This window comes from Streptomyces violaceusniger Tu 4113 (genome assembly GCF_000147815.2).
GTDB lineage: Bacteria > Actinomycetota > Actinomycetes > Streptomycetales > Streptomycetaceae > Streptomyces > Streptomyces violaceusniger_A.
Window position 1 is genome coordinate 6,477,379 of sequence record NC_015957.1, and the last position, 15,762, is coordinate 6,493,140.

Consider the following 15,762-nt stretch of genomic DNA (forward strand, 5'->3'; position numbering starts at 1 on the left):
TCAGTCGGCCGCGGTGTCCGCCCTGACAAGTCGGCGGACCTGAACCACGTAGAGGACTCCTGCCCACCAATAGAGTGTTGTACCCCATCCGGCGAACGCCCATCCGAAAATTGCGGCGGTCGTGTGAAGCCAGCCACTTCCCTCACTCAGAAGGAGCAAGGGGAAGGCATACATCAGGTTGAAGGTCGCCGCCTTGCCGAGGAAGTTCACCTGGGGCGGCGGATAGCCGTGGCGCCTGAGGATGCCCACCATCACCAGCAGGACCAGCTCTCGTGCGAGAAGGACCGCGGTCAGCCAGAGGGGCAGGATCTCGCGCCAGGTGAGACCGACAAGCGTCGACAGTATGTAGAGCCGGTCGGCGGCCGGGTCGAGAAGCCGGCCGAGGCTGCTGATCTGGTTCCAGCGGCGGGCCAGCTTCCCGTCGAGATAGTCGCTGACACCGCTGAACGCCAGCACCAGCAGTGCCCAGCCGTCGCTGTTGGGCCCGCCGAACTCGGGCCGGAGGATCAACCACAGGAAAAGCGGCACGCCGACGAGGCGCGCAGCGCTGAGGATGTTCGGGATGGTGAGCACACGGTCCGTCTGAACTCGTGTCTCCTGTACCTCCACCCGGGAGCCTCCCGTGAGAAACAGGCCGATGATGCCCCATGACTCTACCGGTAGGCCCGCATGGGTCCCGCACCGGGGCGTACTGGACATGGACATAAAAAAGACCCCGAGGGAAGTAGATTCCCATCGGGGTCTTTTTGAAGAATTGTTCGGCGGTGTCCTACTCTCCCACAGGGTCCCCCCTGCAGTACCATCGGCGCTGAAAGGCTTAGCTTCCGGGTTCGAAATGTAACCGGGCGTTTCCCTAACGCTATGACCACCGAAACACTATAAAGCTGAACCGGAACCACACCCCAAACAAGAGGGGGGTTCAATACGGTTCGTTGCTTCAGAACCAACACAGTGGACGCGAGCACCTGAGGACAAGCCCTCGGCCTATTAGTACCAGTCAACTCCACCGGTTACCCGGCTTCCATATCTGGCCTATCAACCCAGTCGTCTACTGGGAGCCTTAACCCATCAAGTGGGTGGGAGTCCTCATCTCGAAGCAGGCTTCCCGCTTAGATGCTTTCAGCGGTTATCCCTCCCGAACGTAGCCAACCAGCCATGCCCTTGGCAGGACAACTGGCACACCAGAGGTTCGTCCGTCCCGGTCCTCTCGTACTAGGGACAGCCCTTCTCAAGACTCCTACGCGCACAGCGGATAGGGACCGAACTGTCTCACGACGTTCTAAACCCAGCTCGCGTACCGCTTTAATGGGCGAACAGCCCAACCCTTGGGACCGACTCCAGCCCCAGGATGCGACGAGCCGACATCGAGGTGCCAAACCATCCCGTCGATATGGACTCTTGGGGAAGATCAGCCTGTTATCCCCGGGGTACCTTTTATCCGTTGAGCGACGGCGCTTCCACAAGCCACCGCCGGATCACTAGTCCCGACTTTCGTCCCTGCTCGACCCGTCGGTCTCACAGTCAAGCTCCCTTGTGCACTTACACTCAACACCTGATTGCCAACCAGGCTGAGGGAACCTTTGGGCGCCTCCGTTACCCTTTAGGAGGCAACCGCCCCAGTTAAACTACCCACCAGACACTGTCCCTGATCCGGATCACGGACCCAGGTTAGACATCCAGCACGACCAGAGTGGTATTTCAACAATGACTCCCCCTGAACTGGCGTCCAGAGTTCACAGTCTCCCACCTATCCTACACAAGCCGAACCGAACACCAATATCAAGCTATAGTAAAGGTCCCGGGGTCTTTCCGTCCTGCTGCGCGAAACGAGCATCTTTACTCGTAGTGCAATTTCACCGGGCCTATGGTTGAGACAGTCGAGAAGTCGTTACGCCATTCGTGCAGGTCGGAACTTACCCGACAAGGAATTTCGCTACCTTAGGATGGTTATAGTTACCACCGCCGTTTACTGGCGCTTAAGTTCTCAGCTTCGCCACACCGAAATGTGACTAACCGGTCCCCTTAACGTTCCAGCACCGGGCAGGCGTCAGTCCGTATACATCGCCTTACGGCTTCGCACGGACCTGTGTTTTTAGTAAACAGTCGCTTCTCGCTGGTCTCTGCGGCCACCACCGGCTCACACCGCAAGGGTGATCACCAACAATGGCCCCCCTTCTCCCGAAGTTACGGGGGCATTTTGCCGAGTTCCTTAACCATAGTTCACCCGAACGCCTCGGTATTCTCTACCTGACCACCTGAGTCGGTTTAGGGTACGGGCCGCCATGAAACTCGCTAGAGGCTTTTCTCGACAGCATAGGATCATCCACTTCACCACAATCGGCTCGGCATCAGGTCTCACCCACATGAGGGACGGATTTACCTACCCCTCGGGCTACACCCTTACCCCGGGACAACCACCGCCCGGGCTGGACTACCTTCCTGCGTCACCCCATCACTCACCTACTACAGGTCTGGACCGTCGGCTCCACCACTCCCCTTTGCCCGAAGGCTCCAGGGCGGCTTCACGGACTTAGCATCGCCTGGTTCGACGTTGACGCTTCAAAGCGGGTACCGGAATATCAACCGGTTGTCCATCGACTACGCCTGTCGGCCTCGCCTTAGGTCCCGACTTACCCTGGGCAGATCAGCTTGACCCAGGAACCCTTAGTCAATCGGCGCACACGTTTCCCACGTGTGTATCGCTACTCATGCCTGCATTCTCACTCGTGAACCATCCACAACTCGCTTACACGGCTGCTTCACCCGGCACACGACGCTCCCCTACCCATCACAGCCCCCGTTGGGGGTAATGCTGCAATGACACGACTTCGGCGGTACGCTTGAGCCCCGCTACATTGTCGGCGCGGAATCACTTGACCAGTGAGCTATTACGCACTCTTTCAAGGATGGCTGCTTCTAAGCCAACCTCCTGGTTGTCTCTGCGACTCCACATCCTTTCCCACTTAGCGTACGCTTAGGGGCCTTAGTCGATGCTCTGGGCTGTTTCCCTCTCGACCATGGAGCTTATCCCCCACAGTCTCACTGCCGCGCTCTCACTTACCGGCATTCGGAGTTTGGCTAAGGTCAGTAACCCGGTAGGGCCCATCGCCTATCCAGTGCTCTACCTCCGGCAAGAAACACACGACGCTGCACCTAAATGCATTTCGGGGAGAACCAGCTATCACGGAGTTTGATTGGCCTTTCACCCCTAACCACAGGTCATCCCCCAGGTTTTCAACCCTGGTGGGTTCGGTCCTCCACGAAGTCTTACCTCCGCTTCAACCTGCCCATGGCTAGATCACTCCGCTTCGGGTCTTGAGCGCGCTACTATGTCGCCCTATTCGGACTCGCTTTCGCTACGGCTTCCCCACACGGGTTAACCTCGCAACACACCGCAAACTCGCAGGCTCATTCTTCAAAAGGCACGCAGTCACGACGCAGAGACGAATCCCTGCGCGACGCTCCCACGGCTTGTAGGCACACGGTTTCAGGTACTATTTCACTCCGCTCCCGCGGTACTTTTCACCATTCCCTCACGGTACTATCCGCTATCGGTCACCAGGGAATATTTAGGCTTAGCGGGTGGTCCCGCCAGATTCACACGGGATTTCTCGGGCCCCGTGCTACTTGGGAGATGAGCAAGCAAGCCATCACAATTTCAGCTACGGGGGTCTTACCCTCTAAGCCGGACCTTTCGCATGTCCTTCGCCTATCGCAATGGTTTCTAACTCGCCCAGTCGCCGGCAGACGACTGAAGCTCATTCCCACAACCCCGCATGCGCAACCCCTGCCGGGTATCACACACATACGGTTTAGCCTCATCCGGTTTCGCTCGCCACTACTCCCGGAATCACGGTTGTTTTCTCTTCCTGCGGGTACTGAGATGTTTCACTTCCCCGCGTTCCCTCCACATACCCTATGTGTTCAGGTATGGGTGACAGCCCATGACGACTGCCGGGTTTCCCCATTCGGACACCCCCGGATCAAAGCTCGGTTGACAGCTCCCCGGGGCCTATCGCGGCCTCCCACGTCCTTCATCGGTTCCTGGTACCAAGGCATCCACCGTGCGCCCTTAAAAACTTGGCCACAGATGCTCGCGTCCACTGTGCAGTTCTCAAACAACGACCCGTACCCCGTCACCCACACCCATTGATGTGGTTCACCGGGACCGGCCGAAGGAACAAGCAAAAATTTGCCCGTACCCTCAGACACCCAACAGCGTGCCCGGCACCGTCCTCTGATCCGATCCGCGTTCCACGCCCCGGAGGGCAGTACTAGCGGTCTTCACATGAAGGACCGTGCCGAATAGTCAACGTTCCACCCATGAGCAAACCGTGCGAGACATGCGCTCGCAGTCGGCTATGTGCTCCTTAGAAAGGAGGTGATCCAGCCGCACCTTCCGGTACGGCTACCTTGTTACGACTTCGTCCCAATCGCCAGTCCCACCTTCGACGGCTCCCCCCCACAAGGGTTGGGCCACCGGCTTCGGGTGTTACCGACTTTCGTGACGTGACGGGCGGTGTGTACAAGGCCCGGGAACGTATTCACCGCAGCAATGCTGATCTGCGATTACTAGCGACTCCGACTTCATGGGGTCGAGTTGCAGACCCCAATCCGAACTGAGACCGGCTTTTTGAGATTCGCTCCACCTCACGGCTTCGCAGCTCATTGTACCGGCCATTGTAGCACGTGTGCAGCCCAAGACATAAGGGGCATGATGACTTGACGTCGTCCCCACCTTCCTCCGAGTTGACCCCGGCAGTCTCCTGTGAGTCCCCATCACCCCGAAAGGCATGCTGGCAACACAGAACAAGGGTTGCGCTCGTTGCGGGACTTAACCCAACATCTCACGACACGAGCTGACGACAGCCATGCACCACCTGTACACCGACCACAAGGGGGCCCCTGTCTCCAGAGGTTTCCGGTGTATGTCAAGCCTTGGTAAGGTTCTTCGCGTTGCGTCGAATTAAGCCACATGCTCCGCCGCTTGTGCGGGCCCCCGTCAATTCCTTTGAGTTTTAGCCTTGCGGCCGTACTCCCCAGGCGGGGAACTTAATGCGTTAGCTGCGGCGCGGACGACGTGGAATGTCGCCCACACCTAGTTCCCAACGTTTACGGCGTGGACTACCAGGGTATCTAATCCTGTTCGCTCCCCACGCTTTCGCTCCTCAGCGTCAGTATCGGCCCAGAGATCCGCCTTCGCCACCGGTGTTCCTCCTGATATCTGCGCATTTCACCGCTACACCAGGAATTCCGATCTCCCCTACCGAACTCTAGCCTGCCCGTATCGAATGCAGACCCGGAGTTAAGCCCCGGGCTTTCACATCCGACGTGACAAGCCGCCTACGAGCTCTTTACGCCCAATAATTCCGGACAACGCTTGCGCCCTACGTATTACCGCGGCTGCTGGCACGTAGTTAGCCGGCGCTTCTTCTGCAGGTACCGTCACTCTCGCTTCTTCCCTGCTGAAAGAGGTTTACAACCCGAAGGCCGTCATCCCTCACGCGGCGTCGCTGCATCAGGCTTTCGCCCATTGTGCAATATTCCCCACTGCTGCCTCCCGTAGGAGTCTGGGCCGTGTCTCAGTCCCAGTGTGGCCGGTCGCCCTCTCAGGCCGGCTACCCGTCGTCGCCTTGGTAGGCCATCACCCCACCAACAAGCTGATAGGCCGCGGGCTCATCCTGCACCGCCGGAGCTTTCCACACGCATCCCATGCGGGAGCGTGTCATATCCGGTATTAGACCCCGTTTCCAGGGCTTGTCCCAGAGTGCAGGGCAGATTGCCCACGTGTTACTCACCCGTTCGCCACTAATCCCCGGCCGAAACCGGTTCATCGTTCGACTTGCATGTGTTAAGCACGCCGCCAGCGTTCGTCCTGAGCCAGGATCAAACTCTCCGTGAATGCTTCCGGGATATCCCGGTCACACAGTCACGAGAGCGGAGCAGACCGGAGGAATAATCCAGTCCGCCCACAGCGTCCTCGCTGTGTATTTTTCCAAAGGAACCTCGTCCGAGATGGACGGGGTATCAACATATCTGGCGTTGACTTTTGGCACGCTGTTGAGTTCTCAAGGAACGGACGCTTCCTTTGAAACCGTTTCACCGGTCTCTCCGGGCGCTTCCCTTCGGTGTTTCACACGCTATCAGACCATTTCCTGCTCTCCGAACCGGTGTCTTTCGCAAGGCATGCGAAAGCGGATCCGAGATTTGGATCAAGTAGCTGATGGCGCCGCCCTGAACCTGGATGTACACGCAGATGACCGCAGTGCTTCATCCGGTGGGCAGGGGTACGACAGTACAGCGCCTCGCGCGGCCATGGCAAATCGATTCCAGGCCCGAGCGTCCACTCTGCCAGCGCCACGTGTGCGGAATCCGAAGTTCCTATGACTTACTCTTCTGGGCAGTGCGCCGTCCGGGACAGACAGTGACGGCGCGTGATGATTCTTCACCCCCGGGAGGCCCCCATGACCAGCGTGACCTCACCGGTCACCGGCCGCGTGATCGGACTCGAAGCGGTTCCCGATCCGGTGTTCTCCGGCGCCATGGTCGGTCCGGGCACGGCGATCGACCCGGTACTCGAGCCCGTTGTGGCCGTGGCTCCGGTCGACGGCATCGTCGTCTCTCTGCACCCGCACGCGTTCGTCGTCGTGGACGGGGAGGGGCACGGTGTCCTCACCCACCTCGGCATCGACACCGTGCAATTGAACGGTGAGGGCTTCGAGGTGCTCATCAACAAGGGGGACACCGTCAAGCGGGGCGACGCGATCGTGCGCTGGGATCCGGCCACCGCCGTGGCCGCGGGCAAATCGCCGATCTGTCCGATCGTGGCGCTCGAGGCCACGGCCGATGCCCTGTCCGACATCAAGGAAGACGTCGACGTGAAGCCGGGCGACACGCTCTTCAACTGGTGAGCCGCGCGTACGCTCGGCGGCCGGTGGGACCGGGGCCGGGCGGCGCGCACTGCTGGTACGACATCCACCATGGCGGGGTTCCGCCGTATCGACCGGGGACGGGTGACATGGAGACAACGCTGCGAGGCGTCGGCGTGAGCCACGGGGTGGCCATCGGCGAGGTACGCCATATGGGGACGGCGGTCCTGGAGCCGCCGACGAGGCAGATTCCGGCCGATGAGGCGCCACGTGAGCAGGGGCGGGCGCGCCAGGCCGTGGAGGCCGTGGCGGCCGATCTGGTCGCGCGCGGCAATCTGGCGGGCGGCGAGGCCCAGGCCGTGCTCGAGGCGCAGGCCATGATGGCGCAGGACCCGGAGCTGATGGCCGATGTCGAGCGGCGTATCGCCGTGGGCAGCACCGCCGAGCGCGCGGTGTACGACGCCTTCGCCGCCTACCGGGCGCTGCTCGCGGGGGCCGGGGACTATCTGGCGGGCCGGGTGGCCGACCTCGATGATGTGCGGAACCGGATCGTGGCGCGGCTGCTGGGTGTGCCGATGCCGGGTGTGCCGGACAGTGATGAGCCGTATGTGCTGATCGCGCGGGACCTCGCTCCCGCCGACACCGCGCTGCTCGACCCGACGCTGGTGCTGGGGTTCGTGACCGAGGAGGGCGGGCCGACGAGCCACAGCGCGATCCTCGCCCGTGCCCTGGGGGTGCCGGCCGTGGTCGCGCTGCCCGGTGCCGGGGATCTGGTCGAGGGAACCCTGATCGCCGTGGACGGCAGCACGGGTGAGATCTTCGTGTCCCCGAGCGAGGAGAAGCGGGCCGAGCTGACGCGGGCCGCCGAGGAGCGCCGGGCCGCGCTGGCCGCCTCCTCCGGTCCGGGTGCGACGTCGGACGGGCACAAGGTGCCGCTGCTGGCGAACGTCGGCGGACCGGCCGATGTGCCGGCGGCGGTCGAGGCGGGCGCCGAGGGTGTGGGGCTGTTCCGCACCGAGTTCCTCTTCCTCGACGACAGCACCCAGGCGCCGTCGGAGGAGAAGCAGGTCGAGGCGTACCGCCAGGTGCTGGAGGCGTTCCCCGAGGGCCGGGTGGTGGTGCGGGTCCTGGACGCGGGCGCGGACAAGCCGCTGGACTTCCTCACCCCGGCCGATGAGCCCAACCCGGCGCTGGGTGTCCGCGGTCTGCGTACCCTGCTCGACCACCCCGAGGTGCTGCGGACGCAGCTCACGGCGCTGGCCAAGGCGTCGGAGGGGCTGCCGGTCTATCTCGAGGTCATGGCCCCGATGGTGGCCGACCGGCTGGACGCCAAGGCGTTCGCGGACGCGTGCCGTGCGGCGGGGCTGCGGGCCAAGTTCGGCGCGATGGTGGAGATTCCGTCCGCCGCGCTGCGGGCGCGCTCGATCCTTCAGGAGGTCGAGTTCCTGTCGCTGGGCACCAACGACCTGGCGCAGTACACCTTCGCGGCCGACCGTCAGGTGGGCGCGGTCTCGCGGCTGCAGGACCCGTGGCAGCCCGCGCTGCTCGACCTGGTGGCGGCGTCGGCGGAGGCCGCGCAGGCCGAGGGCAAGAGCTGTGGTGTCTGCGGTGAGGCCGCCTCCGATCCGCTGCTGGCGTGTGTGCTGGCCGGTCTGGGGGTCACCAGCCTCTCCATGGGTGCGGCCTCCATTCCGTATGTGCGCGCGACGCTGGCCAAGCACACGCTCGCGCAGTGCGAGCGGGCCGCCTCCGCGGCGCGCGCGGCGGACACCGCCGAGGATGCCCGCCGGGCGGCGCAGGCGGTGCTGTCCGGCGAATGAGCCGGTGAGCTCGTGACCGTGAGCCGGTGAGCTTTTGGGTGAAGGCGTCCCGCCGTGCGGCGGGACGCCTTCGGTCATTCCGGGCTGCCGAGCGGGATTCCCGCCCGGTATTCGACGCCGTGCTCCGGGGGGATGGGTTCACCGGTCTCGGCGTCGGTGCAGTACGCGGTGAACACCTCCGCCTCGCTCAGGGGACGCAGCCAGCCATCGTGCAGCGCCCAGCCGCGGACCGTCTCGGGGGTGTCCGCCACGATGGTGCGCAGCACCAGGCCGCCGGGGCTGCGCAGGGCGAAGCCGCAGGCCAGGACGGTGCGGAAGACCAGCCCCGAGGGCTCGGGCAGCTTCGGCGGGCCCGCTTCCCGGGCGTCGGCGTGCAGCACGGCGACCAGCGAGGTGCCGTCCGCCGGGACGCTGCAGACCAGATGGTGGACGCCTGGCCCGGCCGCCTCGACGACCTTGCGCAACGCGGCCCCGGCGCGGTCGAACGCGGCGCGGGCGGTGGTCTCGTCGCGGCACTCCCCGCGGTGGCCGGCGCGGGAGAGCAGCGCCGTGGCGTACTCCCAGGTGGCCTGCTCGTCAGCGACGCCGATGAGCCGTGGGACCAGGCGGTCGATCGGCTGGCCCTCATAGACGACGGTGCCGCCCGCGGCGGCCAGCTCCGCCGTATAGCGAGTGCGGCTCGCAGGGGTGTCCGGGTCGAGCCGGGTGTCCGCGCAGAACTCCTCGTAGGCGACGGGGTCGAAGAGGGCGACGGTGGTGTGGACGCCCTTGGCCGCGAGCGCCTTCAGCAGCCCTTCCATCTGCCGTAGATACACACCGTGGTCGTCGAAGGCGAACGATGCGTAGTGCCGCATGGCCGCGAAGTCCCGCTCGTCGGCGAGCAGGGCCACCGTGCTGGGCACCTCTCTGCGCAGGGCGCGGCGGGCGGTCTGGCTCCTCGTCCGGTGCCGCGTCCTCGTATTCGCCTTCGCTGTCTTCGGCTTCGTTGTCTTCGGCTTCGCTGTCTTCGGACGTGGCTTCGGCTTTCCGTGCTTGCCCCGGTGCCTGCCGGGGCGGCTCCAGTCCTCGCTCCGCTGTCCGGTGTGCGCCATGACTCCCCCTCAGCGCGGATGTTCAGTACTCACTCACCGTAACCGGGGCCACTGACAACGCTCCGGCACCGCGGTCCCGTACCAGGTGGTGCTGGGCGCCGCACATCGCGGCGAGCCCGGCGCCGAGGCCGAGCCAGCCGAGAGGGCCCGCCGCGATCACCGCCGTCACCGCGAGTGGCCCCGCGCTGCGCTGGACGGCCTGTGGACGACGAGGGGATCCGGCCGGACGTGCTGCGGGCGGCGCTGCGGTCCGGGGCGCGTGCGCTGGTCTGCAGCCCGCGTGCGCAGAACCCTTACGGCGGCTGGTTCTCGGCGGGACGCCGGGAGGCGCTGCTGGAGGTGCTGGGCGCGGCGCCGTCCGAAGTGCTGGTGATCGAGGACGACCACGCCGCGGACATCGCGGGAGTGCCGCTGCACAGCCTCGCCACGGGCGGCCTGGCGCGCTGGGCGCAGGTGCGCACGGTCTCCAAGCACCTGGGAACGGACCTGCGGTGGGGTGCGCTCGCCTGCGACCGTACGAGGCTGGCGCGGCATGACGGCCGGATGGTGCTGACCTCGGGCTGGGTCAGCCATGTGCTGCAGGAGACGGTGACCCGGCTGATGACCGACCCGGAGACCCAGGGCCTGGTGGCCGCGGCGCGGTCCGCCTCCGCGCGGCGGCGTGAGGCCTTGCTGGCCGAACTGTCGGCTCGGGGGGGGCGCCGCGCATGGGGCGAGCGGGATGAATGTGTGGGTGCCGGTGCGGGACGAGGCGGCGGTCGTGAACGGGTTGCGGACGCGGGGGTGGTGGGTGGCGGCCGGTGCGAGGTTTCGGCTGGGTGCCGGGGCGGGGGTGCGGATCACGACGGCGGGGCTGGGGGAAGGGGATGCGGGGGTGTTGGCGGGGGATTTGGTGGGGGTGTTGGGGGAGGCGCAGGCCACGTATGGGGCGTAGGCGGGGGTTTTCCCCACCCCGCCCCTTCCCGAACCGGGGCGCTGCCCCGGGCCCCGCTGGGGCTGCGCCCCAGACCCCGTTTCGGGGGCTCCGCCCCCGGACCCCCGCCGGGGCTCCGCCCCTGGACCCCGCTCCTCAAACGCCGGAGGGGCTGGGGGGCCGGACGAGCTGGGACGCTGGGGTCCGGAGGGGGATGGAGGGGTGAGGTCCGGAGGGGGATGGGGAGTTGGGGTCGGGAGAGGGTTCGGAGGGGGCTGAGGGTCCGGAGGGTTCGCAGGGCCCGAAGGGGGCTGAGGGTCCGGAGGGGGCTGAGGGTCCGGAGGGGGCTGAGGGTCCGGGGGAGCTGGGGTGCGGGTCCGCCCCGGGCGACCTTCCTCTCAAGCTCCAGCCGAGCCGCGCTTCTCCTCCGCCAGGCGTTCGTAGTACCGCAGGAGCTCCACGTCGTCCACCGAGCCCGGGTTGACCGCCTTGTCCAGGGAGGTGCCCTGGAGGAGGCGCTTGACCGGGACCTCGATGCGTTTGCCGGTCAGGGTGTGCGGGACGCCGGGGACCTCGATGATCTCGTCCGGGACGTGGCGTGGGGAGAGCTGGGTGCGGATGGTGGTCTTGATGCGGCTCAGGAGTTCCTCGTCCAGCGTGGCGCCGGGGACGAGGTGGACGAAGAGTGGCATCCAGTAGCCGCCGTCGGGTTGTTCGACGCCGATGACGAGGGATTCGCGGATCTCCGGGAGCCGTTCGACCGCCTCGTAGATGTCGGCGGAGCCCATTCGGACGCCCTGCCGGTTGAGGGTGGAGTCCGAGCGGCCGTGGATGACCACGGTGCCGCGCGAGGTCAGGGTGATCCAGTCGCCGTGGCGCCACGCGCCGGGGAACATCTCGAAGTAGCTGTCGCGGTAGCGGCTGCCGTCGGGGTCGTTCCAGAAGCGGACCGGCATCGACGGCATGGGGCGGGCGACGATGAGCTCGCCGACCTCGTCGACCACCGGTTCGCCCTGTGGGTCCCAGGCCTGGAGGTCGGTGCCGAGGCCGGGGGCCTGCAGTTCGCCGATGTAGACGGGGAGGGTGGGCACGGCGCCCGCGAAGCAGCTGCACACATCGGTGCCGCCGCTGACGGAGGCGATCCACATGTCCTCGGCCACCTCGTCGTGGATCCACCGGAAGCCGTCGGGCGGCAGTGGGGAGCCGGTGGTGGCGACGCATTTGATGCGGGAGAGGTCGAAGTCGCGGCCCGGGTGGACATCGGCCTTGCGGCAGGCCATGACGTACGCGGCGGAGGTGCCGTAGAGCGTGGTCCCGGTGCGCTCGGCGACGCGCCACTGGGCGGCGGTGTCCGGATGGCCGGGGCTGCCGTCGTAGAGGACCACGGTGGCGCCGACCAGCAGCCCGGACACCAGGAAGTTCCACATCATCCAGCCGGTGGAGGTGTACCAGAAGAAGCGGTCGCCGGGGCCGAGGTCGCAGTGGAGGCCGAGTTGCTTGAGGTGTTCGAGCAGGATGCCGCCCTGGGACTGGACGATCGCCTTGGGCAGGCCGGTGGTGCCGGAGGAGTAGAGCACCCACAGGGGGTGGTCGAAGGGCAGCGGCTCGAAGACCGGCTCCGCCGGCTCGCGGACGACGTCGTCCCAGACGAGCGCGCCCTCGGGGGCGGGGGTGCCCAGCAGCGGGATGTGGACGACGGCGCGCAGGGTGGGCAGCTCGGCGCGGAGCTCGGCCACGGTCTTGGTGCGGTCGTGGGTCTTTCCGCCGTAGCGGTAGCCGTCGATGGTGAAGAGCACCACCGGTTCGACCTGCTGGAAGCGGTCCAGGACGCTGCGGGCGCCGAAGTCGGGGGCGCAGGAGGTCCATACGGCGCCGACGGCGGCGGTGGCCAGGAGCGCGACGGTGGCCTGGGGGATGTTGGGGACATAGCCGCTGACCCGGTCGCCGGGGCGGACGCCGAGGCGGCGCAGCTCGGCGGCGACGGCGCCGACCTGGCCGCGCAGTTCGGCCCAGCTCACCGGGCGCGGGTCATTGGTCTCGTCGACGTGGAGCAGTGCGGGCTCGTCGGCGCGGGCGGGGTCCTCGGCGGCGCGCAGGGCGTGCTCGGCGTAGTTGAGGGTGGCGCCGGGGAACCAGCGGGCGCCGGGCATGGTGGCGTCGGCGAGCACCCGTTCGTACGGGGTGGTGAAGCGCACCTCGAACCATTCGGCGACCGCCTGCCAGAAGGTCTCCAGCTCCCCCACCGACCAGCGGTGCAGCGCGGCGTAGCTCGCGGCCGGGTCGTCCTCGGTGGGCGCGGGCGCGCCGTGACGCTCGGCCGCCCAGGCGTGGAAGGCGGTCAGCCGGGACCGGTCGATCCGGTCCGCGCCGGGCTGCCACAGGGGCTGTGGCCGATGGTCGGAGTGCGCTGCGGTGGTCATGGGTGTCGGCTCCCGGGCTGTCCGCGTCGGATGTGTCCGTGGGTGGTGCATCCGCCTCGTATGCGTCCGGTCAGGACGATGCCATGTGATCGACTCCCACACCAGGGGCGCCACTCCACATCACAGGGCGGGATCATGTGGGAGGACCACAGGTGAACGGCAGTTGAACCATATCTCTGCCGGGCGTCGGCAATGGCAGGCTGATCAGTATGGATGCGCGTGACCTGGTGCGGTCGGAAAAGCTGGTGCGGTCGGTGAAGGTGATCTGCACGGCGCAGGGGCTGCGGTCACTGCGCTCGGCCTGGCGGCGTCGGCGTTCCGACGCGGTGGGGCTGCCCCGCCGGGGCACCGAGCTGGCCCGGGTGCCGGGTGAGGTGGAGGGGGCCGATCCGGAGCCGGGGGGCGGGGTGGTGCGGTTCGCCAGGTCCTCGCTGCGGGTGCGGGTGACCACGGGTGGCGCGGTGTTCTGCGGCTGGGACGGGGCCGAGCCGGAGCCGTCGTACGCGCTGGACGGGCCCTGTCCGGAGGCGGACGAGCGGGCGGAGCTGGAGCCGGACACCGGCGGCGGCTGGCGGGTGGTCTCCGAGCGGGTCACGGTGATGGTGTCGCGGACCGGCAGGGTGGAGGTGCGCACCCCGGGCGGGGTGGTGCTGCGGCGGGATCTGCCGCCGCGCTGGTGGGAACCGGCCGGGGCGCCCGGGCCCGCGGAGCCGGGAGCGGGGGTGGGCGGGGAGGGCGCGCGCTGGATGCAGCGGTCCGAAGTGGCGGCGGACGCACGGTTCTTCGGGCTCGGCGGACGGGCGTCGGGGCCGCGGCTGCGGGACGGGGTGTACCGGCTGTGGAACACCGATCCGGGCGGCAGCTTCGAGCCGGGGGACGATCCGCTGTATCTGACCATGCCGGTGCAACTGGTGGTGGCCGACGCGGGCACCCATCTGGTGTTCCACGACAACTCCTGGGACGGCTCGGTCACCCTGCGGGAGGGCGAGGAGGGCGCCGGCTCGGGCCACGACCGGCCCGGCAGTTGCCGGACGCGGATGGACGGCGGCCCGCTGCGCTACTGGGTGATCGTGGGCACCCCGGCGCGGGTGCTGCACGGCTGGGCGGCGCTGACGGGCGCCCCGGCCGTCCCGCCGCAGTGGGCCCTCGGCCATCACCACGCGCGCTGGGGGTTCGGCGACGCGGCGGAGGTCCGGCGGGTGGTGGCGGGCTACCGGGAGCGGGATCTGCCGCTGTCCGCGCTGCATCTGGACATCGACCACTACGCCGACCACCGGGTGTTCACGGTGGACGGGGCGCACTTTCCCGATCTGCCGGGGCTCGCCGCCGAGCTGCTCGAGGACGGGGTGCGGCTGGTGTCGATCGTCGACCCCGCGGTGAAGGCGGAGCCGGGCGACGCGGTGTACGCGAGCGGGGCGGCGGAGAACGTCTTCGTGCGCGACACCCGGGGCCATGAGGTGCGCGGAGTGGTGTGGCCGGGCGAATCGGTGTTCCCCGACTTCACCGATCCGCGGGTGCGCAAGTGGTGGGGCGGGCTGTACGCGGAGCGGCTGGCGCAGGGCTTCTCCGGGGTGTGGCACGACATGAACGAGCCGGTGTCGTTCGCCGCCTTCGGGGAGACCACCCTGCCGCGCTCGGCCCGGCACGCCCTGGAGGGCCGGGGCGGCGACCACCGCGAGGCGCACAACGTCTACGCGCTGGCGATGGCGCGGGCCGGCTACGAGGGGCTGTGCGAACTGCGCCCCGACGAACGGCCGTTTCTCTTCTCGCGCTCGGGGTGGGCGGGGCTGCAGCGGTACGGGGGGAGCTGGTCCGGCGATGTGGCCACGGGCTGGGCGGGGCTGCGGGCCTCGCTGTCGCTGGTGATCGGGCTCGGCCTGTCCGGGGTGCCGTATTCGGGGCCCGACATCGGCGGCTTCACCGGCTTTCCGTCCCCGGAGCTGTATCTGCGCTGGTTCCAACTGGGCGCGTATCTGCCGCTGTTCCGCACTCATTCGGCGATCTCGGCGGGGCGGCGGGAGCCGTGGGAGTTCGGCTCGGAGGTGCTGGAGCACGCGGCGGCGGCGCTGCGCGAACGGCAGCGGCTCATGCCCTACTTCACGACACTGGCGCAGCTGGCTGCCCGCACCGGCGCCCCGTATGTCCGCCCCGTATGGTGGCGGACGCCCAAGGACCGCGCGCTGCGCGACTGCGAGGACGCCTTTCTGCTGGGCGACGCGCTGCTGGTGGCGCCGGTCCTGGAGGAGGGCACCCGCCGGCGGCCGGTGCGACTGCCGCGCGGCCGCTGGTACGACACGGTGACCGGCCGGGCGTACGACGGCCCGGGCAAGGTGGTGCTGGACGCCCCGCTGTCGGGCATCCCGGTACTGGCCCGGGCCGGTTCGGTGGTTCCGGTGACGGGGCCGGACGGCGGGGTGGAGCTGGAGGTATGGACACCGTGCCAGGGCCGTAAGGGCTCGGGGGCGGGCACGCTGGCCGTGGAGACGGGCGACGGCTGGGAGAAGCCGGAACTGCTGCGGTTCGCCACCCGGCTGCGGGACGGTGCGCTGACGGTAGAGCGGGAGGGCGGTGGCGAGGTGGGATATCCGGTGCGGATACGGGGCGAGGCACCGCTGGAGGAGAGCAAGCCGCCGCGTCGCACGAGTTGAG

General features: G+C 67.3%; 7 protein-coding genes and 3 rRNA genes. 3 read left to right on the forward strand and 7 right to left on the reverse strand.

Annotation, left to right across the window (positions count from 1 at the left end; all coding sequences use genetic code 11):
- The 4 genes from STRVI_RS26405 to STRVI_RS26420 all read right to left on the reverse strand — a co-directional run bounded on the left by STRVI_RS26405 (position 1) and on the right by STRVI_RS26420 (position 5,902).
- Positions 1-609 carry a CDP-alcohol phosphatidyltransferase family protein gene (locus tag STRVI_RS26405; RefSeq protein ID WP_014058691.1) on the reverse strand — a complete coding sequence of 203 codons (609 nt, stop codon included), beginning with the start codon at positions 607-609 and terminating at the stop codon, positions 1-3.
- A gap of 147 nt (positions 610-756) precedes the next feature.
- Positions 757-873: ribosomal RNA gene (rrf, locus tag STRVI_RS26410) — 5S ribosomal RNA — on the reverse strand.
- A 94-nt stretch (positions 874-967) separates the two neighbouring features.
- Positions 968-4,086, reverse strand: a 23S ribosomal RNA gene (locus tag STRVI_RS26415).
- 288 nt (positions 4,087-4,374) lie between these two features.
- Positions 4,375-5,902, reverse strand: a 16S ribosomal RNA gene (locus STRVI_RS26420).
- Together the 16S, 23S and 5S rRNA genes form the textbook arrangement of a ribosomal RNA operon.
- Before the next feature lie 562 nt (positions 5,903-6,464).
- On the opposite strand from STRVI_RS26420, the gene STRVI_RS26425 reads away from it, so the two are divergent.
- Complete coding sequence (locus STRVI_RS26425; protein ID WP_014058692.1) at positions 6,465-6,911, forward strand: PTS sugar transporter subunit IIA; 447 nt, start codon at positions 6,465-6,467, stop codon at positions 6,909-6,911.
- Positions 6,912-7,018: 107 nt separating this feature from the next.
- The gene (gene ptsP / locus STRVI_RS26430) at positions 7,019-8,689 is read left to right on the forward strand and encodes a phosphoenolpyruvate--protein phosphotransferase (protein ID WP_014058693.1); all 1,671 of its coding nucleotides are present in this window, start codon (positions 7,019-7,021) and stop codon (positions 8,687-8,689) included.
- A gap of 74 nt (positions 8,690-8,763) precedes the next feature.
- Here the strand turns inward: ptsP and STRVI_RS26435 are convergent, their stop codons facing one another.
- The 3 genes from STRVI_RS26435 to STRVI_RS26445 all read right to left on the reverse strand — a co-directional run bounded on the left by STRVI_RS26435 (position 8,764) and on the right by STRVI_RS26445 (position 13,113).
- Positions 8,764-9,780 (reverse strand): hypothetical protein, encoded by a 1,017-nt coding sequence (locus STRVI_RS26435; RefSeq protein WP_014058694.1) that lies wholly within the window; start codon positions 9,778-9,780, stop codon positions 8,764-8,766.
- Positions 9,781-10,073: 293 nt separating this feature from the next.
- Complete coding sequence (locus tag STRVI_RS52915; RefSeq protein ID WP_167543223.1) at positions 10,074-10,241, reverse strand: hypothetical protein; 168 nt, start codon at positions 10,239-10,241, stop codon at positions 10,074-10,076.
- Between the two features lie 850 nt (positions 10,242-11,091).
- Entirely contained in the window at positions 11,092-13,113 is a 2,022-nt protein-coding gene (locus tag STRVI_RS26445) for an acetoacetate--CoA ligase (protein WP_014058695.1), read from the reverse strand.
- A gap of 209 nt (positions 13,114-13,322) precedes the next feature.
- Here STRVI_RS26445 and STRVI_RS26450 point away from each other — a divergent pair, with 209 nt between their 5' ends.
- Positions 13,323-15,761 (forward strand): glycoside hydrolase family 31 protein, encoded by a 2,439-nt coding sequence (locus tag STRVI_RS26450; protein ID WP_014058696.1) that lies wholly within the window; start codon positions 13,323-13,325, stop codon positions 15,759-15,761.
- Position 15,762 lies beyond the last annotated feature (1 nt).